The organism is Pantoea brenneri (assembly GCF_038594305.1).
Lineage (GTDB): Bacteria > Pseudomonadota > Gammaproteobacteria > Enterobacterales > Enterobacteriaceae > Pantoea > Pantoea brenneri.
The window spans coordinates 327801-352286 of the sequence record NZ_JBCGBG010000003.1; the positions used below are offsets into that span (position 1 = coordinate 327801).

Genomic DNA, 24486 nt, shown 5'->3' on the forward strand with positions numbered 1-24486 from the left:
GTGATGTGGCTAAGTCGTTAACAGGAAAAGTCACCCGCAGTGAGGTCGCGAAAGCGGCAGGCACCTCGGTGGCGGTGGTCAGTTATGTGATTAATAACGGGCCACGTCCGGTTGCCGATGCGACACGTCAGCGGGTGCTGGCAGCGATTAAGGCGACCGGTTACCGGCCAAACGCTGCGGCGCGCGCCCTGGCCTCCGGCAATACCAAAACCTTTGGCCTGGTGGTGCCGAATATCAGCAATCCGTTTGTCGCCTCGATGGCGCATGTGCTGCTGCAGGAGTCGCTGAACCACGGTCACGTGATGTTGCTGGGTGATGCCGGCGATGACCGTAAACGCGAGCTGGAGCTGATTCAGGGGCTGCTGAACCGGCAGGTGGATGGACTGTTTTATAACAGCGTCGATCGCCATCCCTACATTGAGATGATTAAAGCCAGCGGTACGCCGCTGGTGATGCTGGAACGGGTCGAGCCGCAGCCGGGCGTCAGTATGCTGCGGGTCAATGAGCGCCAGGCGGCCTGGCAGGTCACATCGCATCTGCTGAGTCACGGTTATCAGCAGGTAGGGATGATTAGCGGTCCGACAGAGATGCTTAACGCCCAGGATCGTATCCAGGGCTGGCGTGACGCGATGCAGGAGCGTGGCCTGCCGGTTGATGAGTCGCTGATCTTCCCGGCCAGTTACAGCCGCGAGGGCGGTTATGCGGCGGCCCGCACCATGATTACACAGCGTCGTGTGCCGCGCGCCCTGTTTGCCAGCAATGAAGGTCAGGCACTTGGCGCGCTCCGCGCCTTCTCCGAACAACAGATTCGCGTGCCGCAGGATGTGGCACTGGTCTGTTTCAATGGCACTGAACACGCCGCTTTTCATGTTCCGACGTTAACTACCGTGCGCCAGCCGCTGCGTGAGATGGCGCGTTGCGCTATTCAGATGCTGAAAGCGGGTCAGAACGAAGCACAGCTGAAAGAGTTTCCCCACTATCTTGAAATCGGCGAATCCTGCGGCTGTAAACCGCAAAGCCAGAGTTAACCAGATAACACCATGAAACGAATAATTATTGATTGCGATCCGGGCAACGGTATCGCCGGTGCTAATACCGATGACGGGCTGGCGATAGCGCTGGCCCTGGCGTCTCCGGCGCTATCGCTGGAATTAATTACCACCGTGGCGGGCAACACGCCCTGCGAGCTGGGTACGCGCGTCGCCAAAGATCTGGTAACCCGGCTGGGCTTAGCCATTCCGGTGGTGCAGGGCGCTCAGCAGGCACTTGAGGAAGATCCGGCCCCGTGGCGTGATGCACTGGATAATCGGGTGATAGAGTCAGGACTCAGTACGCTGTGGCAGGATGTGCGCCAGCCTGCAGATTTACCGGCGGATGCGGGCGAGGCGGCCGACGCCATCGGTAAGCTGATTTGCGACAATCCGGGCGAGATTACGCTGGTAGCGATTGGTCCGCTGACCAATGTGGCGCTGGCGATGCAGCGTTATCCGGCCATGGCGGAAGCGGTGGCGGAGATTGTGATCATGGGCGGCGTATTCGCGCTGGATGATTACATCAAAGACACCAATTTTGGACTCGATCCGGAAGCGGCACATCAGGTGTTACACAGTGGTGCCACGCTGACGCTGGTGCCGATGGATGTCACCACCCAGACCTTGCTGACCCAGCAGGATTTAACCCGGCTGACCGCGGTTGATCATCCGCTGACGCAGTTTGTGCGCGAGACTCTGCGGCCGTGGATCGACTATTCCATACAGACCCGCCAGCTGGCAGGCTGCTGGATCCATGATGCGCTGGTGATCGCCTGGCTGATGAATCAGCGGGTGGCATCCGGCATCGATTACCGGGTGGATATCGAACTGCGGGCCGGGCCGACGCGCGGGAAAAGCTGGCGTTATCGTCAGCCGCTGCGCGTCACTACCGGCATCCCGGAGAACTGTGGCGCGTTAGTGCACGTGCTGCATCGTGTCGATAATGCCCGGCTGTTAGCGATCATCGGCCAGGCTTTCAGTCGCCTGAATCCCGAATCCTAAAGCCTGAAAGCCTGAAAGCCTGAAAGCCTGAAATCATGAAATCATGAAATCATGAAATCATGAAATCATGAAATCATGAAATCATGAAATCATGAAATCATGAAAGCCTGAATACCGGGGCGCAATCCGCCCCGTACCCTTCCTGAATCGCCATTCTGACACGCTTATTTACAGCCTGAAGCAGCGGCTGACAATTACGTAGCACGCTAACCTTTCTGACATGATATATACAAGTGGTTAACAAAATTGCAACCACGCTGTGGGTTGCGCCCACCCCTTTCCGGCCGCTGTGCCGAAGCCGCTCAGACAGGATAGTGACATGCTTAACTGGACTCCTACCCAGCGAAACGTGGCGTTTGCCAGTTTTGCCAGCTGGACGCTGGATGCTTTCGACTTCTTCATTCTGGTTTTTGTGCTCAGCGATCTGGCGCACTACTTTCACTCCTCGGTTTCGGAGGTCTCGCTGGCGATTATGTTGACGCTGGCGGTGCGGCCGATCGGGGCGCTGCTGTTTGGTCGCCTGGCGGAGCGCTACGGCCGCAAGCCGATTCTGATGCTGAATATCGTGCTGTTTTCGCTGTTTGAACTGCTCTCCGCCTGGTCACCGACCTTTGGCGCGTTTCTGGCGTTCCGGGTGATCTACGGCGTGGCGATGGGCGGCATCTGGGGCGTGGCCTCGTCGCTGGCGATGGAAACCATTCCGGATCGCTCCCGCGGGCTGATGTCCGGTATTTTCCAGGCGGGCTATCCGTGCGGTTATCTGCTGGCGTCGATTGTCTTTGGCCTGTTCTTTGCCACTGTTGGCTGGCGGGGCATGTTCCTGATTGGCGCAGTACCGATTCTGCTGCTGCCGTTTATCTATTTTAAAGTACCTGAATCCCCGGTCTGGCTGGCGGCGCGCCAGCATAAAACCAGTTCGGCGCTGATGCCGATCATTCGCCAGCACTGGAAAATCTGTCTCTATATGGTGCTGCTGATGGCCTGCTTTAACTTTTTCAGTCACGGCACCCAGGATCTCTATCCCACTTTCCTGAAAGTGCAGCACCAGTTTGATGCCCATACCGTCAGCCTGATCGCCATCGGTTACAACATTGCGGCGATGCTGGGCGGCATCTGCTTTGGGTCACTGTCTGAGCGTATCGGCCGTAAAAAAGCGATTATTCTGGCATCACTGCTGACGCTGCCGATTTTGCCGCTGTGGGCTTTTTCCAGCGGCTCATGGGCAATTGGCATCGGTGCGTTCCTGATGCAGTTTATGGTGCAGGGCGCGTGGGGCGTCGTTCCGACCTATCTGACCGAGCTGGTTCCGGCCAACGCACGCGCCGTGTTGCCGGGCTTTGTCTACCAGCTGGGGAATCTGATCGCTTCGGTCAACGCCACGCTGCAATCGCGTATTGCAGAAGCCCACGGCGGCAATTACGGACTGGGCATGGCGATAGTGGCGGGCACGGTAGCCGTGCTGATCTCTCTGTTAGTGGCGTTTGGTCGCGAGACGCGCGGCATCGAAATCTCCGGCGCGGTGGCCCGGCAGCCCGATTAACGCGCTTCGCAGACGTCGACCCAGCGGGCAGCCGTCAGCTCGGCCATCTGTTGCGGACTGATGCGCACGGCGCTATGGATGGCGCCCGCCGCAGGTAACACCTCGTCAAAACCGCGCAGCGAAACGTCGCAGTAAACGGTCAGCGGATTTTCCAGCCCGAAAGGACAGACGCCGCCGACCGGATGGCCGGTCCAGTTAATCACCTCATCCACGCTAAGCATCCGCGCTTTGGCTCCCAGCGCCGCTTTCAGCTTGCGATTATCCAGCCGGGCGTCGCCACGCGTCACAATCAGCACCACTTCATCTTTGACCTTCAATGACAGGGTCTTGGCGATCTGGCCTGGCGTAACGCCGTGGGCGCGGGCGGCCATATCAACCGTTGCGGTGCTTTCGGCCAACTCAATAATCTCAATTTCAGGGGCGTGTTCGGCAAAGAACTGGCGTACTGACTCCAGGCTCATCTTTCTCTCCAGGCTGATCGAAGGCGTAAAAATTGCCACAAGCCTCGCAGCCTGTAAACGAGATAAACGGAGATTTAGTGACAGAATGCGTCGCGATCAGCTGCTGCTTAAGGTGCAGTTGCCGCATTGCGCCACATCGGGGATGCGGTAACGCTGGCAGCAGCTGCGACGGACCAGTTCGCCGTTGCGGGGGATCATAGTGCGGTAGAGCGGATTATCGCTGCCATCCAGCAGCTGCTGGTTGAAGAACAGCGCCTGTTCCAGTTGTGCCACCGGCAGCTCACCGAGGGTGTTTTTTAGCTCGCCGAGGAACCACTGAAACGAAAAGCCCATGTTGTTCCAGATCAGCCTGGCATTGATATCGCCGTGGCGGGTAATGCTGTTCACTACCGGGATCAGATGCTGCTGTATCAGCCGATCGAGGCGTTGCTGTGCATTCAGGTAGTGCGCATCCTCATCCTCCTGCACCGCAATCCAGAACGCGGCGGGATGTCCATGCTGAAACTCCACCCGGATATGCTCGGGCGAGCAGTCGAGCGCGCGCGACTCCTGCAGCAGGGCGATCATCAGTGGCGGCAGCAGCAGACCAAAATACCACTGCGCCCACAGTGACAGCACCGGTTTTGCTTCCCGCACGGCATCAGGATGATCGCGATAGAGATAGTCGCTGTAACGCTGAATCAGCGGCGTAAACACGGCGGGCTGTGACCAGTCGGCGAGCGTCAGGCAATCGGGCGCGGCAGGCTGATCGAGCTTAATCGACTGCTGCAGATAGTCAGGCTGCTGCAATAACCGTTGCTGCAAACTTTCCGCCAGCGGACGGTCGTTTTGCCGGAAGATCATCGACTGGGAGCTAAAGCGATTTTCCTGAGCGGTTACGGTTGCCATGTCGACTCGCGAAAGAGTAGATAAGAAAGCAAATGATAATCGTTATTGATTCACTCTTCAAGCCGTACAAAACATCAGCAGGAAAGGGCGGCTGGCCGGGGAGAGGAAATAAGTCAGGAACAGGAACTAATAGAATAAAAATCCGCTATACCGCGGTTACGGCATAATAATAGCCGCTTAATACGCAAGGGTATTACGCGTGTTCGCCGGACGTTGGATGATGCGCTTTAGGTAAATCTTCCCAGGCGAGAATGGTATTTCTTCCCTGATTTTTAGCCACATATAATGCGCGGTCAGCGTTCGCCACCGCCTGATCAAATTCATTATCATAAATAGGCGCAATGCCGGCGCTAATCGTTACATGGGTCGAAACTTTTTCATTAAAGCGGTGAGGAATTTCTAAATCGACCACATACTGACGAATTCGCTCCGCCAGTTTCATTGCAATGGAACTGTTGACGTTTGTCATCAGCACCAGAAATTCTTCGCCGCCATAACGGGTAACCACATCCCGTGAACGCACCGCATCGCGAATGGCCACCGACACCCGCGCCAGCGCCTGGTCACCCATCGCATGACCGTAATTGTCGTTATAGGCTTTGAAATGATCGATATCCAGCAGCAGGACATAATGACTGCCTGCATGGTTTTCCAGAATATTGTCGAGCCGGTTTTTCAGTCCGCGGCGATTATACAGTCCGGTGAGCGGATCGAGCATGCTGAGGTCACTGAAGGCTTCTTTCTCCTGATACAGCTGGCGCATCAGGCGCAGGGTAAAGTTATCGGCGCGACGACGCATCAGATGCTGCAACGAAAAACCAATCAGCGGCAGGGTGATGTTCAGCAGGATCAGCGGCAGATGTTCCCCCTTATCCAGCAGCAATACGGTGACCACCGGCGGGGTGATATGCAGGCAAAACGCCAGCAGATGATCGCTCAGAGCGATGGCGCTGATAAAAAAAACGCTGAGCAAACTGATAATCAGAAAGCCATCATCAAAATAAGATGCCTGATGAAAGCGATAGTTAATGTGCCAGGCCCAGAGAGCACCTAGTATAAACGACACCGGATTTAATAACGGTAATTTTAGTTTAGGACGGATTAAACAAAGACATAATATTGCGCTACTGAAAATGGCGACGCAAATTACCGGTAACGTCATTTCGCTTTTTCTGACCGGCGTCCAGCAGAATAGTGTAATAACAACGTTAAGAAACAACAAAAGCATGAGCGAAAGCCGATATTTGCTGTGTTTCAGTTCTTCATAAGATTGTAATTTCATTATAAATACTCGTAACGGCCCTGAAATATCAAAGCGCAAACCGGTAAAGCGCTTTACCGGACAGTGAGCAAATTATTGCTGTTATTAATAGTGTTATCGGCCGCAATCTAGCATTTTCCAACTGGTCTGTCATCTTCCTGGCCGGGCCAGACAAAAACAGGCTGCATAAGGCACAAAACTGTCATATGATAATGGGAATGCTTATCATTTGAGGTTCGGATCATGGGGATGGCCATTATTGCCGCCTGCGGCCTGTGGGGATTTAGCTGGGTGATGGGGAAGAAACTGGATAGCGCCTGGGGCGTTCTGCTGCCGTGCGCCGCAATGCCATTGTTCGCGTTATGGGGACCGAGCTTCAGCCAGTGGCGGGTAGTGATGATCGTGGCACTGCTGCTGACCATTGTCATGCTGTTTAACCAGCGCTTACGTCATTATCTGCTGCTGCCATCCTGTCTGGCATTAGCGGGCGGACTGGCGGCAGTGTCAGTGAATTTTCATCTGAATTAAAGGCAGGGAGTGAACAGCGTGTAACCGGGTTGCGGTAACAGAAACGATCATAAAGGGGAAGTAACGCAGGGAGATGACAACGTTGGTGCGAAGAGAGGGACTTGAACCCTCACGTCCGTTAAGACACTAACACCTGAAGCTAGCGCGTCTACCAATTCCGCCACCTTCGCATCGAGTTGTCTGTTCATATCACCGCAATGGTGCGAAGAGAGGGACTTGAACCCTCACGTCCGTTAAGACACTAACACCTGAAGCTAGCGCGTCTACCAATTCCGCCACCTTCGCGCAGTGCTCGCGATATGAAACTTGTGATTTTGGTGCGAAGAGAGGGACTTGAACCCTCACGTCCGTTAAGACACTAACACCTGAAGCTAGCGCGTCTACCAATTCCGCCACCTTCGCATACCCGTAACACCTTGAGAATGTTACAACCACGGAGGCGCATTCTAGAGATTTTACTCAATGCGTCAACAACTATTTTGTCGGGCTGAAACGATCGCTGTAAAAAGCAACGTTTTCAGCCCGGCGACGCGGTTAAACAGCGGAAAAAGTCTTAACGCGCTTTGGCACCGCGACCGTAAACGACACGATAAACTTTGAAGCGGCCGGTTTGCGCCAGCACTTCGTGACTGCCAAAGGTTTCATCCAGCACCTGCGGGTAGGGCAGGAAGGCGTTAGCCACGATACGCAGCTCGCCACCGGTATTGAGATGCTTCACTGCGCCGCGGATCAGCGTCTGTGCCGCATCCAGACTGGTCTGGGTGCCTTCATGGAACGGCGGATTCGAGATAATCATGTCGAAACGGCCGGTCACGTCCGAGAAGACGTTACTGGCGAACACTTCGCCTTCCAGTCCGTTGGCGGCCAGCGTCGCTTTACTCGCTTCAATTGCCGCGGCGTGCACGTCGCACAGCCACAAACGGACTTTTGGCGAACGCGCCGGCAACGACGCGGCAAGCACTCCGGCACCACAACCGATATCCAGCACCTTGCCTTTGGTATGTGCGGTGAAGGTCGAGAGCAGCAGTGCACTGCCGCTATCCAGGCCGTCGCGGCTGAACACGCCCGGCAGGGTATGCACGGTCAGATCGTTCAGCTGATAGGTATGACCAAAGGCGCTGGCGTCGAAGGTCGGCTGCCGATCAAGGCGGCCGTGATAGAGGCCACAGCGACGTGCGCTGTCGATCTTCTCCAGCGTGACCCACTGTTCCAGCATCCCTTCGGCACTGCGCACGCCGCTGCGGTTTTCACCCACCACGAACACATCGCAGCCCACCGGCAGCAGTGACAGCAGGTTTTGCAGCTGGAACTGCACTTCCGGTTTGTTCTTGGTCCAGAAATAGACCAGCGTATCGCAGCCCTGCACATCTTCCGCCTGCGCAACCAGTCCATAACGCGCCTGTTCGCCCATACGGTGGCTCAGGTTTTGCCAGTGATGATATTGCTGGGTATGCACCCGCGAAGAGGCGGTTTCCAGCTGAGCGGGCAGGTCATCCTGCAGATCGCCAGCAAATAAAACATGGCGGGCGGTAAATTCATCACTGTGGCGCAGAATGACTTCGCTGGCCGGGGTAAAAGCAGACATGTGGGGCTCCTGTAAGATCTGAGCGGGGATTATAGTGGTTTGTTGGCGCATGTTCGATGGGTTTGCTAGCATAGCGTCGCATTCAGGCAGCAGAACAGGTAACACCATGACGTCCAGGCGCGACTGGCTTTTACAGCAAATGGGAATTACGCAGTATCAGCTGCGCCGCCCGCGCGTGCTTCAGGGCGAAATTGCCGTCACGCTGGCACCGGAGACGCAGCTGATTATCGTGGCTGAGACACCCCCCGGCCTGCACGAACCGCTGATGCGCGACGTGCTACATACGCTTAATCTGCAACCGGCTCAGGTGATGACCGTGACGCCGGACCAGCTGCAAATGCTGCCGGAGACGCTGCATTGCGCAGGATGGCTGCTCGGCGTTGGGAGTGAACAAACCTTTAACGGCGTGGCATTAACCAGCGCTTCCTTCAATGAACTGATCAGCAGCGGCGCCGCCAAACGCGCGCTCTGGCAACAGATGTGTAACCATGACAGCCATCTCTTTTCTCACCCCTGACGATCGGGCGCAGGCCTTCGCCATCGAGTGTCGTAGTCACGCCTTTCCATGGAGTGAACAGACCTTTGCCAGAAATCAGGGCGAACGCTTTCTTAATTTGCGGCTCGACGTCGACGGTCAAATGGCCGCCTTCGCCATCACTCAGGTGGTGCTGGATGAAGCCTCGCTGTTCAACATTGCGGTCGATCCCGCCTGGCAGCGCCGGGGATTTGGCCGCCAGCTGTTACAGCATCTGATTGATGAACTGATTAAACGCGACGTGCTGACGCTGTGGCTGGAAGTGCGGGCTTCAAATCTGCCCGCCATTGCGCTCTACCAGCAGCTGGAATTTAACCAGGTCAGTCGTCGCCCAAACTATTATCCCACTGCCAGCGGTCGTGAAGATGCCATCATCATGGCGCTGACGCTGTAGCGGTGTTAAGGAGCTTTGATGTCAGATAACTGGGATTGCATCCTGTTTGATGCAGACGATACCCTTTTTCACTTCGACGCCTATGCCGGTTTGCAGCGTCTGTTCGCTGGCTACGACGTGCAGTTTACCGATCAGGATTACGCCGACTACCAGGCGGTTAACAAACCGCTGTGGGTCGATTATCAGAACGGTACCATTTCAGCGCTACAGCTGCAGACTCAGCGTTTTAATCACTGGAGCGAAAAGCTCAGCGTAGCGCCGGAGATTCTGAACAGCGGTTTTCTCAGCGCGATGGGCGAGATCTGCACCCCGCTGCCGGGCGCGGTCAGCCTGATGAACCGGCTGCATGGCCGGGTGAAGATGGGCATCATCACCAACGGTTTTACCGCGTTGCAGCAGATACGGCTGGAACGTACCGGTTTTCGTGACTATTTTTCCGCGCTGGTGATCTCAGAGCAGGTGGGCGTGCCGAAACCGGCCGCAGAAATTTTTGATTATGCGTTGAAGCAGATGGGTAACCCGGATCGTCAGCGGGTGCTGATGGTGGGGGATACCCCGGAGTCAGATATTCTCGGCGGGATCAATGCCGGTCTGAAAACCTGCTGGCTCGATCACGGCACCCGACCGCTGCCGCAACATATCCATCCGACCTGGCAGGTCAAATCGCTGAACGAGCTGGAAGCGCTGCTGATCGGCTGACGGAAGCCACCTCGCAAATCTAAAGTGGCAGCATAAAAAAGGTCCGCATAGCGGGCCTTTTCGTTTTATCTTTACCGCAGCCGGAGCGTTACTCTTTCTTCTCGTCGTCCTCATCGCGATCCTCTTTCACCGGTGTGCTGGCGGTGAGCAGGAACGGCGATTGCTGCCAGCGGGTACGGCGATGGCGCAGCAGGGTGCGGGAGAGAATAATGCCGATCGCCAGCGCCAGCAGCATCATCAGGCGCAAAATATTGGTGGTGTTATCCACCTGACGCGATTCGGTGACCAGCACGTGGGTATCGAGCGTAACGCGCAAAAAGCCAAGCGGGCCGTCGTTACCCGCCAGCGGCTGCACAATCTGATGATTGAAGTAGCTGCCAGCGCGTTTGCCGTCCAGCGCCAGCCGGTCGCGCACGTTGATATTTTCACCGCTGTGCGCCACTAAGCTGCCGTCGCCGTCATATACCGAGGCGTCGAGAATGCGGCTGTTAGCGGTCATCTGATTGAGAATGGCTTCAATCTGGTTGCGGTTATTTTCGCTGTTGTCCATCAGGGGCTTCAGGCTGAACGCCACCTGATTGGTCAGGGTATGCGCCAGCTCCTCAACCTGTTCAGAACGTGCCATTTGATGGCCGAGACTGAACCAGGAGGCACCCTGCATCAGGGCCACCAGCAGTGCCATTGAGATCAGAACGATCACCGTGCGATGTAAGCGAAATTTTAGTGCGGTTTTAGCCATCAATAATCCGTGTCACGTCACAACAGAAAGCCTGGAGATTATGTTGCCAGAAGCGGCGCAGACAAGGTAGCCTCTTGCGTGGTTTTGTTGTCCCTACAGGAGCTGTGATGCCAAATCGTTTAACCTGGTGCGATCTGCCCGCCGATGTTTCCCTCTGGCCGGGTTTGCCCCTTTCCCTTAGCGGTGATGAAGTGATGCCGCTGGATTATCGCGCTGGCCGGACTGGCTGGCTACTGTATGGCCGCGGGCTGGATAAGCAACGGCTGACCGATTACCAGCACCGGCTGGGTGCGGCGATGGTGATCGTCAGTGCCTGGAACGTAGATGAATATCAGGTGATTCGCCTGGCTGGCTCGCTGACGCCGTTCGCCAGCAGACTGGCGCACGACGCCGGACTGGACGTGGCGCCACTCGGCAAAATCCCGCACCTGAAAACGCCGGGCCTGCTGGTGATGGATATGGACTCGACCGCCATTCAGATCGAGTGTATCGATGAGATTGCAAAACTGGCTGGCAGTGGCGAGCTGGTGGCAGAAGTGACCGAACGCGCGATGCGCGGCGAACTCGACTTTACTGCCAGCCTGCGTCAGCGGGTGGCGACCCTGCAGGGGGCCGATGCTAATATTCTGAAGCAGGTGCGCGATGCGCTGCCGCTGATGCCGGGCCTGACTACCCTGACGCAAAAATTACAGGCGCTGGGCTGGCAGGTGGCGATTGCCTCGGGCGGCTTTACTTATTACGCCGAATACCTGCGCGATAAGCTGCATCTGTCGGCGGTAGTGGCCAATGAACTGGAAATTCGCGACGGCAAACTGACCGGCAACCTGCTGGGTCCGATTGTCGACGCACAATACAAAGCCGATACGCTGAAAAAGCTGGCGCAGCGTTTTGACATCGCGCCGGAACAGACCGTCGCGGTCGGCGATGGGGCCAATGACCTGCTGATGATTAAAGCCTCAGCGCTGGGCATTGCCTACCATGCTAAACCTAAGGTGAATGAGCAGACTGCGGTCACCATTCGCCATGCCGATTTGATGGGGGTGTTCTGCATCCTCTCCGGCAGCCTGATCCATGAAGAGCGTTAACTGAGGTATTGATTTGGCCAAAGCGGCAAAACGCGCATTTGTGTGTAACGAATGCGGCGCAGACTATCCACGCTGGCAGGGGCAGTGCAGCGCCTGTCACGCCTGGAACACCATCACCGAGGTGCGGATTGCCGCCTCGCCTGCTGCGGCGCGTAACGAGCGTCTGAGCGGCTATGCGGGCAGTGCCGGTACCAGTCGGGTACAGAAGCTGTCCGAAATCAGTCTGGAGGCGCTACCGCGCTTCTCGACCAGCTTTAAAGAGTTTGACCGGGTTCTCGGCGGCGGCGTAGTGCCGGGCAGCGCCATTTTAATCGGCGGTAGTCCGGGTGCCGGTAAATCGACCCTGCTGTTGCAGGTGATGTGCCGCCTGTCGGAAGGGATGAAAACCCTCTACGTCACCGGGGAAGAGTCGCTGCAACAGGTAGCGATGCGCGCCCATCGTCTGGGATTACCCACCGAAAACGTCAATATGCTGTCGGAAACCAGCATCGAGCAGATCTGCCTGATCGCCGAGCAGGAGCAGCCGCAGCTGATGGTAATCGACTCGATCCAGGTGATGCACATGGCGGAGATTCAGTCTTCGCCGGGCAGCGTGGCGCAGGTGCGAGAAACTGCCGCCTACCTGACGCGCTTCGCCAAAACGCGCGGCGTGGCGATCATTATGGTCGGTCACGTCACCAAAGATGGCTCGCTGGCCGGTCCTAAAGTGCTGGAGCACTGCATCGACTGTTCGGTACTGCTGGATGGCGATGCCGACTCCCGCTTCCGCACCCTGCGCAGCCATAAAAACCGATTCGGCGCGGTCAACGAGTTAGGCGTTTTCGCCATGACCGAGCAGGGAATGCGTGAAGTCAGCAACCCGTCGGCTATCTTCCTGTCGCGCGGCGAAGAGGTCACTTCCGGCAGCTCAGTGATGGTGCTGTGGGAAGGGACGCGTCCGCTGCTGGTGGAGATTCAGGCGCTGGTGGACCATTCGATGATGGGCAATCCACGTCGCGTTGCGGTCGGGCTGGAACAGAACCGTCTGGCGATTCTGCTGGCGGTGCTGCATCGTCATGGCGGCCTGCAGATGGCGGACCAGGATGTGTTCGTTAACGTGGTTGGCGGGGTCAAGGTGACCGAAACCAGTGCCGATCTGGCGCTGATGCTGTCGATGGTATCGAGTCTGCGCGATCGCCCGTTGCCGCAGGATCTGGTGATCTTCGGCGAAGTGGGGCTGGCGGGCGAAATCCGTCCGGTCCCCAGCGGTCAGGAACGAATTTCGGAAGCGGCGAAACATGGCTTTAAACGCGCCATAGTGCCGGCTGGCAATGCGCCGAAAAAACCGATCGATGGCATGCAGGTTTTCAGCGCGAAGAAGCTGGCCGACGCGCTGGCGATTCTCGACGATCTGTAATGCGGCTGGCGTCCGCTGATGGCTTGCCGTCAGCGGGCGAGGGCGGCGCGTTCAACCTTATACGCATTCACGCAGGAGGCACGACATGTCGTCGTTTGATTATCTGAAAACGGCCATTCGCCAGCAGGGCCACACGCTGCAACAGGTCGCTGATGCCAGCGGCATGACCAAAGGCTATCTGAGCCAGTTGCTCAACGCCAAAATCAAAAGCCCCAGCGCGCAGAAACTGGAAGCACTGCACCGCTTTCTCGGACTGGAGTTTCCGCGCCGTGATAAAACGGTCGGCGTGGTATTCGGCAAGTTTTACCCGCTGCACACCGGCCATATCTATCTGATTCAGCGCGCCTGTAGTCAGGTGGATGAGCTGCACATCATCATGGGCTATGACGAGCCGCGCGATCGCCAGCTGTTTGATAACAGCGCCATGTCGCAGCAGCCGACGGTCAGCGACCGACTGCGCTGGTTGCTACAGACCTTTAAATATCAGAAAAACATCCGTATCCACGCCTTTAACGAGGAGGGGATTGAGCCGTATCCGCACGGCTGGGACGTCTGGAGTGAAGGGGTCAGCGCGTTTCTCGGCGAGCACGGCATCGCGCCGGATTGCATTTACACCAGCGAAGCGCCTGATGCGGAGATGTATCAGCAGCACCTGGGGATTCGGACGGTGCTGGTCGATCCCGACCGATCTTTCATGAGCATCAGCGGCGCGCAGATCCGTCAGGATCCGTTCCGCTTCTGGGAATATATCCCGACCGAAGTGAAGCCGTTCTTTGTGCGCACCGTGGCGATACTGGGCGGGGAATCAAGCGGCAAATCGACGCTGGTGAATAAGCTCGCTAATATTTTCAACACCACCAGTGCCTGGGAATATGGCCGCGACTATGTCTTTTCGCACCTCGGTGGCGATGAAATGGCGCTGCAATATTCGGACTACGACAAAATCGCGCTCGGTCAGGCGCAGTACATCGATTTCGCGGTGAAATATGCCAACAAGGTGGCGTTTATCGACACCGATTTCGTGACGACCCAGGCGTTCTGCCTGAAGTACGAAGGGCGCGAACATCCCTTTGTTCAGGCACTGATCGACGAATATCGCTTCGATTTAGTCATTTTGCTTGAGAACAATGTGCCGTGGGTGGCGGATGGATTGCGCAGTCTGGGCAGTTCAGTCGATCGTCGCGAATTCCAGTCGATGCTGGTGACGATGCTGCGTGAAAACAATATCGATTTTGTGCATGTGCGTGAGGATGATTACGACACCCGTTTCCTGCGCTGCATTGAACTGGTGAGAGCGATGCTGGGCGAGAAGAACGCCCAGCCGTGATCGAACCAGGGGGACCGGCGCGGCCCCCCTGGCGGACAGATTAATAGACCATCACGACCTTGCCACGCATATGGCCTTCCAGCACCCGCTGATGGGCCGCTTTCAGCGTTTCAACGCTTAAGCCCTGCAGCGTCTCACTCAGCGTGGTTTGCAGCTTACCTTCATCCAGCAAGGCTGCCACGGCATCCAGAATTTCACCCTGGCGCGCCATGTCCGGCGTGTTAAACATGCTGCGGGTGTACATCAGCTCAAAGTGCAGCGCAGCGCTTTTCAGCTTCAGCTGATCCATCGACAGCGGATGCTCGTTCTCAACGATGGTGCAGATGTGGCCCTGCGGCGCAATCAGCTTCGCCATGGTTTCCCAGTGACCGTCGGTATCGTTGAGGCAGAAGATATAATCGACCTGCTTAATCCCCTGTTTCTCCAGTTCACCCGGCATATCTTTGTAGTTAATCACCAGATCGGCACCGCGATCGCGGCACCACTGCGCCGAATCTTCGCGCGAGGCTGTTGCAATGACTTTCACCTTGCTGTGCAGCTTCGCCAGGGGGATCGCCAGCGATCCGACACCGCCAGCGCCGCCCACGATCAGCAGCGTTTGATCTGCGGTCGCCGCGTCGAGATTCAGTCGCTCAAACAATCCTTCCCACGCCGTCAGTGCCGTCAGTGGGATCGCCGCCGATTGCGCCCAGTCGAGGCTCTTCGGCTTGTGGCCGGTGATACGTGAATCGACCAGCTGCTCGGTGCTGTTACTGCCGGCACGGGTCAGATCGCCGGCATAGTAGACTTCATCGCCCGGCTTGAAGTTGCTGACTTTGCTGCCAACTTCCAGCACTACGCCGCTGGCATCCCAGCCGAGAATACGCGGTGCCTGCAGCCCGTTTTTGATTGCGCCTTTGTGAACTTTGGTATCGACCGGGTTGACCGAGGCGGCTTTGACCTCAACCCGCAGGTCGTACTCGCCTGGCGTCGGGGTTTCGGGGAAGATTTCAATGAAGTTCTCAGGACTCTCTGGATTAACAGCAATAGCGCGAATAGACATAGTGGATCTCCTGTATTGTTACGCTAAGTGTAGAACCTGGATTTAGCGGTGATAAGATGGACAATCTTTCATAGAGTGTTCGTCTGAGGTGAACAATGGCGTTTCGTCAGTGGCAGGACATGGCTCTTTTCGCGCTGGTGGCGGAGTGCGGCAGTTTTACCGGCGCGGCGGAACGCGCCGGTTTGCCAAAATCGAGCGTCAGCCAGCGCATCAGCCAGCTGGAGCAGCGACTCGGCATCCGGCTGCTGAATCGCACCACCCGCCAGCTCAACCTGACCTTTGCCGGTGAGCGCTATCTGCTGCACTGCCAGGAGATGATGCAGGCCAGCGAACGTGCCGATCAGGCGATCGCCAGCCTGCGTGAAAACCCCAGCGGCCGGCTGCGCATCACCAGCCCGGCGGGCATCGGCGCAACCCTGCTGGCGCGCTGCAATGCGGAGTTTTTACGGCTCTATCCCGATGTGACGCTGGATATTTCGATCTCAGATGATATTCGCGATCTGGTGCAGGAGGGCTTTGATGTGGCGCTGCGCACCGGTCAGCCGCAGGAGTCATCGCTGATTGGTCGTCGGGTCGGTTACTGCCAGCGGCTGCTGGTGGCCTCGCAGCACTATCTTGATCAGCATCCACCCATTATTCATCCGCAACAGCTTTCTGCCCATCGCTGCATCGCCCATCGTGCCTGGAATGAATGGGTATTACAGCGGGATGAGGAATTTTATCGCTGGCTGCTGCCGCCCGCGCATCTGACCGATAATCTGATCTATGCCCGTGAGTCGGCGCTCGGCGATGCCGGTATCACGCTGCTGCCGCGTTTTCTCACCGATGGAATGATGGCGGACCCGCGTCTGGTGCCGGTGCTGCCGGAGTGGCAGATGGAAGGAAATGAGCTGTGGCTGGTCTATCCGGGACGTAAACTCAATTCCCCGGCGCTGGCACGCTTCGTGGAGTTCGCGCTGCACTCGCCGGTGTTCAGGGAGTTTTATCGTTAATCGAGCAATAAAAAAGGCGGCATTGCTGCCGCCTTTAACACTGTTCTGTTACTTAATTATACGCTTGTACTTGATACGTTTCGGCTCCAGCGCTTCAGCGCCGAGGGTGCGCTTCTTGTACTCTTCGTATTCAGTGAAGTTACCTTCGAAGAATTCGATGTTGCCTTCATCCTGGTAGTCCAGAATGTGGGTCGCGATGCGGTCGAGGAACCAGCGGTCATGCGAGATCACCATCGCGCAGCCTGGGAACTCCAGCAGGGCGTTTTCCAGCGCGCGCAGGGTTTCGATATCCAGGTCGTTGGTAGGTTCATCCAGCAGCAACATGTTGCCGCCAACCTGCAGCAGCTTGGCGAGATGCAGACGACCACGCTCACCGCCCGACAGCTCACCGACGCGTTTACCCTGATCGACGCCTTTGAAGTTAAAGCGGCCGACGTAGGCGCGGCTTGGCATTTCGGTGTTGCCGATACGCATGATGTCCTGACCGCCGGAGACTTCTTCCCACACGGTTTTGGAATTATCCATGCTGTCACGGAACTGATCCACTGACGCCAGTTTGACGGTATCGCCCAGCACAATGCTGCCGGAATCAGGCTGTTCCTGACCGGACATCATGCGGAACAGCGTCGATTTACCGGCGCCGTTCGGACCGATGATGCCGACAATCGCCCCTTTCGGTACGGAGAACGAGAGATCGTCGATCAGCACGCGGTCACCGTACGATTTACGCAGGTTGCTGACTTCCAGCACTTTGTCACCCAGACGTGGGCCAGGCGGAATAAACAGTTCGTTGGTTTCGTTACGCTTCTGGTATTCGGTGTTGTTCAGCTCTTCGAAGCGCGCCAGACGGGCTTTGCCCTTAGACTGACGGCCTTTAGTGCCCTGACGAACCCACTCCAGCTCTTTCTCAATCGACTTGCGGCGGGCCGCTTCAGAAGAGGCTTCCTGCGCCAGACGCGCATCTTTCTGCTCCAGCCAGGAAGAGTAGTTACCTTCCCACGGGATGCCTTCGCCACGGTCCAGCTCCAGAATCCAGCCGGCAACGTTATCAAGGAAGTAACGGTCGTGGGTAATCGCCACCACGGTGCCTTCGAAGTCGTGCAGGAAGCGTTCCAGCCAGGCGACAGATTCGGCGTCCAGGTGGTTGGTTGGTTCGTCGAGCAGCAGCATGTCTGGCTTTTCCAGCAGCAGACGGCACAGTGCGACGCGGCGACGTTCACCCCCGGAGAGAGTGGCGATTTTCGCCTCCCAGTCTGGCAGACGCAGCGCATCTGCCGCACGTTCCAGTTGGGTATTCAGGTTGTGGCCATCATGTGCCTGGATAATCTCTTCCAGACGGCCCTGCTCAGCGGCCAGTTTGTCAAAGTCCGCGCCCTCTTCGGCATACAGCGCATAGACTTCGTCGAGGCGTTTTAACGCGCCAACCACTTCAGACAGCGCCTCTTCAACGGACTCGCGCACGGTATGTTCGAGGTTAAGCTGCGGCTCCTGCGGCAGGTAGCCAATCTTGATGCCAGGCTGCGGACGCGCTTCCCCTTCGATATCTTTATCGATGCCGGCCATGATACGCAGCAGGGTGGATTTACCCGCGCCGTTCAGGCCGAGTACGCCGATTTTGGCGCCCGGGAAGAAGCTAAGGGAGATGTTCTTCAGGATGTGTCGCTTCGGCGGAACGACTTTGCCGACGCGGTGCATGCTATAGACGAATTGAGCCACGTTGTATTGAGCCTCTGGGTCTGTTGGTCATTTGGATGATGTCGAAGTTTAGCCTTTTTCACCGTCTAATCACAGCCGGGCCGCGGCGAATATTCCGATGCGTGCCGCAGTTCGGGATAACTGTTTGATTTCCGCACAACCCCGACACTATGCTGCTTTTTTGCCTTAAAAACCGGGAGAGTGACGATGAGAGTATTGATCGCAGCAGATGAACACGCCTGGGGCGGATTGATTCCGTCTATTCGTCAGCGGCTACCGGACGTGGAGTTTGTCGCCTCGGCAGGCCACGCCGCCGAAAGTCTCGCCGGCTTCGATGCGTTGATCCCCGGCATGTGCAAAGTGGACGCGGCGCTGCTGGCGACCGCCGATCGCTTAGCGCTGATCCAGCAGGCGGGCACCGGGCTGGAGGGGATCGACATCGCGGCGGCGAAACAGCGCGGCATCATGGTCGCCAATGTGCCGTCCGACAGCTCAGGCAATGCCGATTCGGTGGCAGAACTCGGTATCTGGATGATGATTGGCCTGGCGCGTCGCTATCACGAAATCGCTGATTGCCTGGCGCAGCAGCAGCTGGGCCAGCCGGTCGGCCTGGGATTGAAGGGCAAAACGGTCGGGCTGGTCGGTTTAGGCGGCATCGGCAAAGCACTGGCGGCGCGGCTCAGGCCGTTTGGCATGCGGATGATCGGCGTCAGGCGTGAAGCCGATGCGGCTTTCGCTCACCAGCACGGCCTGGCGTGGCTGGGTGACATGACACAACTGCCGCAGCTGTTGCAGCAGGCCGATTTTGTGGTGCTCAGCCTGCCGGATAACCCGCAGACTCACCAGATTATTGACGCCACGGCGCTGGCGCAGATGAAACCGCAGAGCTTTCTGATCAACCTTGGTCGCGGTGGATTAATCGACAAAGCGGCCTTTCTCAGCGCGCTGAAAAACCGGTCGCTGGCCGGGGCCGGGCTGGATGTATTCTGGCAGGAGCCGCCCGATCCGCAGGATGAGGTGTTTCGCTATAACGTCATCGCCACGCCGCACATTGGCGGCGTCACAGATATCTCTCTGGCGGGCAACCTGAGCGGAGTGTGTGACAACCTGCGCCGCCTGCGTGACGGCGAAGCGGTGGCAAACCGCTGGGCGTGAACTTACGGCAGGCGCAGCGGAATCGCCTGTTGTGCCAGCCAGTCCTGCAGCGCCTGATCGGGCGCGCTGTCACTGACCAGCAGATCAAAGCGGCGCAGTTCGGCGATGCGGGCCGGCAGCACCTTGCCATATTTGCTGCTGTCAGCCACTAAAATGCACTGACGCGCCCGCAGCATCGCGTGGTGCTTCATCGCCAGCTCATTGGTGTTGTAGCAGGTTGCACCCTGATCTTTGTCGATCCCGGCCGCCGAGATAAACGCCAGCGTCGGACAGAGATCGTCGAGGATCGAATGGCCGCCGATCGGTGTGAACAGCGCATTATCCGCGTGGAACTCGCCGCCACTGAGGATCACATTGCAGGCCGGTTTCTCCTTTAACGCCAGGAAGGTATTCATAGCGCAGCAGATCGCGGTAAACGGCAGGGTGTCCGGGATCGCATCGACGATATAAGGCAGGGTGGTGCCGCAGTCGAAAAATACCGTGTCATTTTCGCCGATCAGGCTAGCCGCAGCCTGGGCCAGCCGCTGTTTTCGGGCGGCATTCTGACCGTGCTGATCGGTAACAAAGTAGTGGCTGGCGTGGCTCTTCGGGTCGCTGACGATATAGCCGCCCAGCAGCACCACGCTGGAGGCGGGCTCGCTAAGATCGCGGCGAATGGTCATTTCTGACACGCCAAGCAGTTGAGCTGCGTCTTTCAGATGCAGTTTATCGGTGCGTTTAAGCGCCTGAGTCAGCTTGTGGATACGTTCGTCGCGCCGGGTTTCCATGGTCATCTCTGTCTGTTCAGTATCCTGCTGGGCTGATTGAGGGAGCCGGAAACCGGCGTAATCATCGCGACAAACCTAACAGATTTTAAGGAGTTGCGTCCTCTCCGCCAGGCTGATTTTCAATCTTACCTGCAACGGCTAAACCCCGCAAACCTCATCCTCAACCGTCCGGCGGTGATATCAAACCGGCCAGGCGGCGTCCGGCGCGGTGGTGTCCGGTAATGTCTGATTGTTACAATCGTAACACGATGGGCGGCCGTGATTCGGCATATATTCGCAGAACTGCGCCTTCAGGATGTGGTTTTTATCACATATTTAACCTTTTAGAATTGTTATTGTTAATTTTATAACATTTGATGGTTAAAAAACATCCGGGAGAAAACAGTCATGGATATCGCGGTCATCGGCTCAAACATGGTCGACCTGATTACCTATACCAACAGCCTGCCGAAAGCGGGCGAAACCCTTGAAGCACCCGATTTTGCCCTTGGCTGTGGCGGAAAGGGGGCTAACCAGGCGGTTGCTGCCGCCCGAATGGGTGCGAAAGTGATGATGGTCAGCAAAGTGGGCGACGATCTGTTTGCGCCTAATACCGTGGCGAATCTGCAACAGCAGGGCGTGGATACCCGCTTCGTCACTACGGCGGCGGGCACTTCAAGCGGTGTGGCGCCGATCTTTGTCGACGATCGGTCACAGAACCGCATCCTGATTATTAAAGGTGCCAACCAGCAGCTGAAGCCGGCCGATATCGACGCCGCCGCTGAGGCGCTGAAAGCCTGCCAGCTGATCATTCTGCAGCTGGAGATCCCGCTGGAAACGGTCTATTACGCCATCGATTTTGCCCGTCAGCATCAGATAAAAGTGATCCTGAACCCTGCGCCAGCGGTGGCCGATCTCGACATCCACTACGCCTGCAAGTGTGACTTCTTTATGCCTAATGAAACCGAACTGGAGATCCTCACCGGTCTGCCGGTAGCCAGCGATGAGGAGGTGATCGCTGCCGGGCGGTCGCTGCTGAAGCGCGGTCTGAAAAACCTGATTATCACACTGGGCAGTCGCGGTTCGGTATGGATGAACGGCGATACGGTGCACCGGGTGGCGGCAACGCCAGTCCGGGCGGTCGACACCAGCGGTGCCGGCGATGCCTTTATCGGCTGTTTTGCTCACCTGCTGGTTAAAACCGGCGATATCGCGGCCGCCATGACCCAGGCTTCGGCCTATGCCGCCTGCAGCGTGACCGGACGCGGCACCCAGCGCGCCTATCCCGACGCAGAGGGTTTTCAGCGCTTTCTTAATCTTCACTGAGGTGATGCTATGCAACAGAAAATTGTTCAGCAATCGGATGGCTACCTGAATAAAACGCCGCGCTTTCAGTTCATTCTGCTGTCGTGCCTGTTTCCGCTGTGGGGCTGCGCTGCCAGCCTTAACGATATCCTGATTACCCAGTTCAAAAGCGTCTTCGCCTTAAGCGATTTTGCCAGCGCGCTGGTACAGAGTGCCTTTTACGGCGGCTATTTTCTGATTGCGATCCCGGCGTCACTGGTGATCCGCAAAACCAGCTACAAGCTGGCGATCCTGACCGGGCTGGCGCTCTACATCCTGGGCTGCGTGGCGTTTTATCCCGCCTCGCACATGGCGACCTACACCATGTTTCTCGCGGCGATCTTTGCCATCGCCATCGGCCTGAGCTTTCTGGAAACAGCGGCCAATACCTACAGCTCAATGATTGGGCATCGGGATCACGCAACTCTGCGGCTCAACATCAGCCAGACGTTCTATCCGATTGGCGCACTGATGGGCATCGTGCTGGGTAAATATCTGGTGTTCCAGGAGGGGGACAGCCTGCAGAGCCAGATGGCGACCATGACCGCTGAACAGGCGCATGCGTTTCGCCTGACGATGCTGGAGCATACGCTGGAACCCTACAAATATCTGGTGATGGTGTTAGTGGTGGTGATGCTGCTGTTTATGTTCACCCGCTATCCGCGCTGCAAACCGCAAAGTAACGAAACATCGCTGCCTTCACTGGCGGAGACCTTTCGCTATCTGGCGACCAACCGTCACTTTAAACGCGGCATCGTGACGCAGTTTCTCTATGTCGGGATGCAGGTAGCGGTCTGGTCGTTCACCATTCGTCTGGCGCTGACGCTGGGCGCAGCCAATGAACGTCACGCCTCTAACTTCATGATCTACAGTTTTATCTGCTTCTTTATCGGCAAGTTCGTGGCGAACTTCCTGATGACCCGTTTCCGCGCTGAAAAAGTGCTGATCGCCTATTCGGTGCTGGGGGTGCTGACGCTGGCTTATGTGATGCTGGTGCCTGACTTTACCGCCGTTTACGCCGCGGTGTTCGTCAGCGTGCTGTTTGGTCCCTGCTGGGCGACCATTTACGCCGGTACCCTGGCGACGGTCGATAATAAATATACCGAAGTGGCGGGGGCGTTTATCGTGATGGCGATTGTCGGTGCAGCATTTGTGCCCGCGCTGCAGGGGCTGGTCTCTGACTCGGTTGGCTCAATGCAGCTGGCGTTTGGCGTCTCGCTGCTCTGCTTCGCCTGGGTCGGTTTTTACTTCTATGGCGAACTGCGCCACAAGAAACAGACCGTGTCCGGCGGTCGTCTGGTGGAGGATGCATCATGAAAACCCGTTTACCGTTGCGCCGTGAGCAGTTTCATTTTACCCCTGAGGTTCTGCTGCAGAGCGATGACTTCCGGGTGGAACTGTTCCGTTATCCGGCGGGGATTGAAGCGGTGCGGATCCATAACCGGCGCGGGTCAGTGACGGTGCTGCCGTTCTTTGGTCAGATGATCTGGGATGTGCAGTTTGAAGGGCATACGCTGACCATGGGCAACAGCTTTAAGCAGCCGCTGCCCGGCAATTCGATCATCGACACCTATGGTTGTTTCGCTTTCCACTCCGGACTGCTGGCTAACGGCTGTCCGTCGCCCGAGGACGATCATCCGCTGCATGGCGAAATGCCCTGCGCCCGGATGGACAGTGCGTGGCTGGTGCTGGACGCAGATATGCTGTCGCTGGAGGGCGAGTGTGAATATGTCAAAGGCTTCGGCCATCACTATCTGGCCGCACCGGCGGTACGCCTGCACGCCGATCGGCCGCGGCTGCAGATTGAGATGACGGTGACCAATCTGGCCGGTGCGCCGATGCCGTTGCAGTATATGTGTCATCTCAACAGCAGCTGGATTGCGCAGGGACGTTTCCGGCAGTCGATCCCGGATCGGGCATTCCGGCTGCGCACCTCAATACCGGCACATTTACGGCCGACGCCCGCCTGGCGCGACTACACCGCACGGCTGGCGCAGGATCCGCAGGCGTTGCAGCAGCTCGATCAGCCACAGTTATGCGATCCGGAGATCGTCTTTTTCGCCGACGATCTGCCGCAGTATGGCGATGAGGTGCAGTTTGAGCTGCACGCGCCGGCGGGATACGCCATGATGACGCGCTTCTCTACCGCTCAGTTTCCTCACGCCACCCGCTGGCTGCTGCACAATGCCGACCAACAGGTCGCGGCCTATATCCTGCCGGCCACCTGTCGGCCGGAAGGGTTTCTGGCGGCGCAGCAGGCAGGCAGCTTAATCACCCTCGCCAGCGGCGAACAACGCCACTTTTCCGTCGAGACCGGATTGCTGTAAACCCGATGCGCGGCCTAAATCGCCACCAGGCCGCGCACGCCATCGGCTTCCATGCTGTCGCCGCGGCCACGCTGCACGATTTCACCGCGCGACATCACCAGATAGCTGTCCGCCAGTTCAGCCGCAAAGTCATAAAACTGCTCGACCAGCAGGATCGCCATATCCCCGCGCTGCGCCAGCTGACGGATCACCGCGCCGATCTCTTTGATCACCGACGGCTGGATCCCTTCGGTTGGCTCATCCAGGATCAACAGCTGCGGCCGACAGGCCAGCGCCCGGCCGATCGCCAGCTGCTGTTGCTGGCCGCCGGACAGATCGCCGCCGCGCCGCGACTTCATGGCAAACAACACCGGAAACAGCTGGTAGATCTCATCCGGCACCTGGCGAGCCTGCGATGCCGGAAAGCGGGACAAACCGAGCAGCAGATTCTCTTCCACCGTCAGCCGCGGAAAAATCTCCCGACCCTGTGGCACGTAAGCAATGCCGGACTGCACCCGCTGGTGCGGTTTACGGCCGTTAAGCTTCTGCTGCTGCCAGCGGATCTCACCCGATTTAGCCGGGATTAACCCCATCAGACATTTCAGCAGCGTGGTTTTGCCCACGCCGTTGCGGCCCAGCAGGCAGGTGATCTCGCCCACTTTTACCTCAAACGACAGGCCACGCAAAATATGACTGCCGCCATAATATTGATTCAGTTCAGTAACCTGTAACATC

24 protein-coding genes and 3 tRNA genes are annotated in these 24486 nt (G+C 57.4%); 15 read left to right on the forward strand and 12 right to left on the reverse strand.

Going from position 1 to position 24486, the window contains the following annotated elements:
* Window positions 1-5 precede the first annotated feature (5 nt).
* The 3 genes from AABB92_RS15065 (at window position 6) to AABB92_RS15075 (ending at window position 3573) form a co-directional block, all read left to right on the forward strand.
* Window positions 6-1028, forward strand: coding sequence for a LacI family DNA-binding transcriptional regulator (locus AABB92_RS15065; protein WP_046289218.1), 1023 nt, complete (start codon window positions 6-8; stop codon window positions 1026-1028).
* Between the two features lie 12 nt (window positions 1029-1040).
* The gene (locus tag AABB92_RS15070; RefSeq protein WP_031376346.1) at window positions 1041-2033 is read left to right on the forward strand and encodes a nucleoside hydrolase; all 993 of its coding nucleotides are present in this window, start codon (window positions 1041-1043) and stop codon (window positions 2031-2033) included.
* Window positions 2034-2352: 319 nt separating this feature from the next.
* Window positions 2353-3573 carry an MFS transporter gene (locus tag AABB92_RS15075; protein WP_031376347.1) on the forward strand — a complete coding sequence of 407 codons (1221 nt, stop codon included), beginning with the start codon at window positions 2353-2355 and terminating at the stop codon, window positions 3571-3573.
* On the opposite strand, the gene AABB92_RS15080 is transcribed toward AABB92_RS15075, so the two are convergent.
* The 3 genes from AABB92_RS15080 to AABB92_RS15090 form a co-directional block, all read right to left on the reverse strand.
* Window positions 3570-4034 carry a YbaK/EbsC family protein gene (locus AABB92_RS15080; protein ID WP_031376348.1) on the reverse strand — a complete coding sequence of 155 codons (465 nt, stop codon included), beginning with the start codon at window positions 4032-4034 and terminating at the stop codon, window positions 3570-3572. The genes AABB92_RS15075 and AABB92_RS15080 overlap by 4 nt on opposite strands.
* A gap of 96 nt (window positions 4035-4130) precedes the next feature.
* On the reverse strand, window positions 4131-4922 hold the full coding sequence (fhuF, locus tag AABB92_RS15085) for a siderophore-iron reductase FhuF (protein ID WP_031376349.1): 792 nt from the start codon (window positions 4920-4922) through the stop codon (window positions 4131-4133).
* A gap of 193 nt (window positions 4923-5115) precedes the next feature.
* Window positions 5116-6204: a GGDEF domain-containing protein gene (locus AABB92_RS15090; protein WP_031376350.1), complete on the reverse strand. Its 1089-nt coding sequence runs from the start codon at window positions 6202-6204 to the stop codon at window positions 5116-5118.
* Window positions 6205-6426: 222 nt separating this feature from the next.
* On the opposite strand from AABB92_RS15090, the gene AABB92_RS15095 reads away from it, so the two are divergent.
* The gene (locus tag AABB92_RS15095) at window positions 6427-6711 is read left to right on the forward strand and encodes a DUF1435 domain-containing protein (RefSeq protein WP_031376351.1); all 285 of its coding nucleotides are present in this window, start codon (window positions 6427-6429) and stop codon (window positions 6709-6711) included.
* 83 nt (window positions 6712-6794) lie between these two features.
* On the opposite strand, the gene AABB92_RS15100 is transcribed toward AABB92_RS15095, so the two are convergent.
* From AABB92_RS15100 to rsmC, 4 genes are all read right to left on the reverse strand, one after another.
* Window positions 6795-6881: transfer RNA gene (locus AABB92_RS15100), tRNA-Leu, on the reverse strand.
* Window positions 6882-6909: 28 nt separating this feature from the next.
* Window positions 6910-6996 (reverse strand) — tRNA-Leu (locus AABB92_RS15105).
* A gap of 30 nt (window positions 6997-7026) precedes the next feature.
* Window positions 7027-7113: transfer RNA gene (locus AABB92_RS15110), tRNA-Leu, on the reverse strand.
* A 151-nt stretch (window positions 7114-7264) separates the two neighbouring features.
* Complete coding sequence (rsmC, locus tag AABB92_RS15115) at window positions 7265-8296, reverse strand: 16S rRNA (guanine(1207)-N(2))-methyltransferase RsmC (protein WP_031376051.1); 1032 nt, start codon at window positions 8294-8296, stop codon at window positions 7265-7267.
* A 106-nt stretch (window positions 8297-8402) separates the two neighbouring features.
* On the opposite strand from rsmC, the gene AABB92_RS15120 reads away from it, so the two are divergent.
* The 3 genes from AABB92_RS15120 to yjjG are packed head-to-tail and all read left to right on the forward strand — an operon-like array spanning window position 8403 to window position 9924.
* Entirely contained in the window at window positions 8403-8813 is a 411-nt protein-coding gene (locus AABB92_RS15120; protein WP_031376050.1) for a DNA polymerase III subunit psi, read from the forward strand.
* Window positions 8785-9225, forward strand: coding sequence for a ribosomal protein S18-alanine N-acetyltransferase (rimI, locus tag AABB92_RS15125; protein ID WP_031376049.1), 441 nt, complete (start codon window positions 8785-8787; stop codon window positions 9223-9225). Before AABB92_RS15120 ends, rimI begins: the two co-directional genes overlap by 29 nt.
* An 18-nt stretch (window positions 9226-9243) precedes the next feature.
* Window positions 9244-9924, forward strand: coding sequence for a pyrimidine 5'-nucleotidase (gene yjjG / locus AABB92_RS15130; protein WP_031376048.1), 681 nt, complete (start codon window positions 9244-9246; stop codon window positions 9922-9924).
* Window positions 9925-10012: 88 nt separating this feature from the next.
* On the opposite strand, the gene AABB92_RS15135 is transcribed toward yjjG, so the two are convergent.
* Window positions 10013-10663, reverse strand: a complete 651-nt coding sequence (locus tag AABB92_RS15135; RefSeq protein ID WP_046289178.1) for a YtjB family periplasmic protein — start codon at window positions 10661-10663, stop codon at window positions 10013-10015.
* A 107-nt stretch (window positions 10664-10770) separates the two neighbouring features.
* On the opposite strand from AABB92_RS15135, the gene serB reads away from it, so the two are divergent.
* The 3 genes from serB to nadR all read left to right on the forward strand — a co-directional run bounded on the left by serB (window position 10771) and on the right by nadR (window position 14471).
* Window positions 10771-11748 carry a phosphoserine phosphatase gene (serB, locus tag AABB92_RS15140; RefSeq protein ID WP_031376047.1) on the forward strand — a complete coding sequence of 326 codons (978 nt, stop codon included), beginning with the start codon at window positions 10771-10773 and terminating at the stop codon, window positions 11746-11748.
* 13 nt (window positions 11749-11761) lie between these two features.
* Entirely contained in the window at window positions 11762-13144 is a 1383-nt protein-coding gene (radA, locus tag AABB92_RS15145) for a DNA repair protein RadA (RefSeq protein WP_031376046.1), read from the forward strand.
* A gap of 85 nt (window positions 13145-13229) precedes the next feature.
* Window positions 13230-14471 (forward strand): multifunctional transcriptional regulator/nicotinamide-nucleotide adenylyltransferase/ribosylnicotinamide kinase NadR, encoded by a 1242-nt coding sequence (gene nadR / locus AABB92_RS15150; protein WP_031376045.1) that lies wholly within the window; start codon window positions 13230-13232, stop codon window positions 14469-14471.
* Window positions 14472-14511: 40 nt separating this feature from the next.
* Here nadR and AABB92_RS15155 read toward each other — a convergent pair whose 3' ends face one another.
* Complete coding sequence (locus AABB92_RS15155; RefSeq protein WP_031376044.1) at window positions 14512-15513, reverse strand: zinc-binding alcohol dehydrogenase family protein; 1002 nt, start codon at window positions 15511-15513, stop codon at window positions 14512-14514.
* A gap of 95 nt (window positions 15514-15608) precedes the next feature.
* Here AABB92_RS15155 and AABB92_RS15160 point away from each other — a divergent pair, with 95 nt between their 5' ends.
* Window positions 15609-16505 (forward strand): LysR family transcriptional regulator, encoded by an 897-nt coding sequence (locus tag AABB92_RS15160; protein WP_031376043.1) that lies wholly within the window; start codon window positions 15609-15611, stop codon window positions 16503-16505.
* A 48-nt stretch (window positions 16506-16553) separates the two neighbouring features.
* On the opposite strand, the gene ettA is transcribed toward AABB92_RS15160, so the two are convergent.
* Entirely contained in the window at window positions 16554-18221 is a 1668-nt protein-coding gene (gene ettA / locus AABB92_RS15165; protein WP_072051008.1) for an energy-dependent translational throttle protein EttA, read from the reverse strand.
* Between the two features lie 186 nt (window positions 18222-18407).
* Between ettA and AABB92_RS15170 the strand changes: the two genes are divergently transcribed.
* Entirely contained in the window at window positions 18408-19355 is a 948-nt protein-coding gene (locus AABB92_RS15170) for a 2-hydroxyacid dehydrogenase (RefSeq protein WP_031376041.1), read from the forward strand.
* Between the two features lie 2 nt (window positions 19356-19357).
* Here AABB92_RS15170 and deoR read toward each other — a convergent pair whose 3' ends face one another.
* Window positions 19358-20122, reverse strand: coding sequence for a DNA-binding transcriptional repressor DeoR (gene deoR / locus AABB92_RS15175; protein WP_031376040.1), 765 nt, complete (start codon window positions 20120-20122; stop codon window positions 19358-19360).
* Window positions 20123-20509: 387 nt separating this feature from the next.
* Between deoR and rbsK the strand changes: the two genes are divergently transcribed.
* Genes rbsK through AABB92_RS15190 form a run of 3 tightly spaced genes read left to right on the forward strand, consistent with a single transcriptional unit; the run spans window position 20510 to window position 23772 of the window.
* Window positions 20510-21427, forward strand: a complete 918-nt coding sequence (rbsK, locus tag AABB92_RS15180; protein ID WP_031376039.1) for a ribokinase — start codon at window positions 20510-20512, stop codon at window positions 21425-21427.
* A 9-nt stretch (window positions 21428-21436) separates the two neighbouring features.
* Complete coding sequence (fucP, locus tag AABB92_RS15185) at window positions 21437-22762, forward strand: L-fucose:H+ symporter permease (protein ID WP_046289179.1); 1326 nt, start codon at window positions 21437-21439, stop codon at window positions 22760-22762.
* Window positions 22759-23772, forward strand: a complete 1014-nt coding sequence (locus AABB92_RS15190; protein ID WP_031376038.1) for an aldose 1-epimerase family protein — start codon at window positions 22759-22761, stop codon at window positions 23770-23772. Before fucP ends, AABB92_RS15190 begins: the two co-directional genes overlap by 4 nt.
* 14 nt (window positions 23773-23786) lie before the next feature.
* Here AABB92_RS15190 and urtE read toward each other — a convergent pair whose 3' ends face one another.
* On the reverse strand, window positions 23787-24485 hold the full coding sequence (gene urtE, locus AABB92_RS15195; RefSeq protein ID WP_031376037.1) for an urea ABC transporter ATP-binding subunit UrtE: 699 nt from the start codon (window positions 24483-24485) through the stop codon (window positions 23787-23789).
* Window position 24486: the final 1 nt, after the last annotated feature.

Bases quoted from the DNA above. Each gene is read 5' to 3' on its own strand.
- AABB92_RS15070 (WP_031376346.1), top strand. From the start codon at position 1,041: ATGAAACGAATAATTATTGATTGCGATCCGGGCAACGGTATCGCCGGT.
- AABB92_RS15075 (WP_031376347.1), top strand. From the start codon at position 2,353: ATGCTTAACTGGACTCCTACCCAGCGAAACGTGGCGTTTGCCAGTTTT.
- AABB92_RS15080 (WP_031376348.1), bottom strand. From the start codon at position 4,034: ATGAGCCTGGAGTCAGTACGCCAGTTCTTTGCCGAACACGCCCCTGAA.
- fhuF (WP_031376349.1), bottom strand. From the start codon at position 4,922: ATGGCAACCGTAACCGCTCAGGAAAATCGCTTTAGCTCCCAGTCGATG.
- AABB92_RS15090 (WP_031376350.1), bottom strand. From the start codon at position 6,204: ATGAAATTACAATCTTATGAAGAACTGAAACACAGCAAATATCGGCTT.
- AABB92_RS15095 (WP_031376351.1), top strand. From the start codon at position 6,427: ATGGGGATGGCCATTATTGCCGCCTGCGGCCTGTGGGGATTTAGCTGG.
- rsmC (WP_031376051.1), bottom strand. From the start codon at position 8,296: ATGTCTGCTTTTACCCCGGCCAGCGAAGTCATTCTGCGCCACAGTGAT.
- AABB92_RS15120 (WP_031376050.1), top strand. From the start codon at position 8,403: ATGACGTCCAGGCGCGACTGGCTTTTACAGCAAATGGGAATTACGCAG.
- rimI (WP_031376049.1), top strand. From the start codon at position 8,785: ATGACAGCCATCTCTTTTCTCACCCCTGACGATCGGGCGCAGGCCTTC.
- yjjG (WP_031376048.1), top strand. From the start codon at position 9,244: ATGTCAGATAACTGGGATTGCATCCTGTTTGATGCAGACGATACCCTT.
- AABB92_RS15135 (WP_046289178.1), bottom strand. From the start codon at position 10,663: ATGGCTAAAACCGCACTAAAATTTCGCTTACATCGCACGGTGATCGTT.
- serB (WP_031376047.1), top strand. From the start codon at position 10,771: ATGCCAAATCGTTTAACCTGGTGCGATCTGCCCGCCGATGTTTCCCTC.
- nadR (WP_031376045.1), top strand. From the start codon at position 13,230: ATGTCGTCGTTTGATTATCTGAAAACGGCCATTCGCCAGCAGGGCCAC.
- AABB92_RS15155 (WP_031376044.1), bottom strand. From the start codon at position 15,513: ATGTCTATTCGCGCTATTGCTGTTAATCCAGAGAGTCCTGAGAACTTC.
- AABB92_RS15160 (WP_031376043.1), top strand. From the start codon at position 15,609: ATGGCGTTTCGTCAGTGGCAGGACATGGCTCTTTTCGCGCTGGTGGCG.
- AABB92_RS15170 (WP_031376041.1), top strand. From the start codon at position 18,408: ATGAGAGTATTGATCGCAGCAGATGAACACGCCTGGGGCGGATTGATT.
- deoR (WP_031376040.1), bottom strand. From the start codon at position 20,122: ATGGAAACCCGGCGCGACGAACGTATCCACAAGCTGACTCAGGCGCTT.
- rbsK (WP_031376039.1), top strand. From the start codon at position 20,510: ATGGATATCGCGGTCATCGGCTCAAACATGGTCGACCTGATTACCTAT.
- fucP (WP_046289179.1), top strand. From the start codon at position 21,437: ATGCAACAGAAAATTGTTCAGCAATCGGATGGCTACCTGAATAAAACG.
- AABB92_RS15190 (WP_031376038.1), top strand. From the start codon at position 22,759: ATGAAAACCCGTTTACCGTTGCGCCGTGAGCAGTTTCATTTTACCCCT.
- urtE (WP_031376037.1), bottom strand. From the start codon at position 24,485: ATGTTACAGGTTACTGAACTGAATCAATATTATGGCGGCAGTCATATT.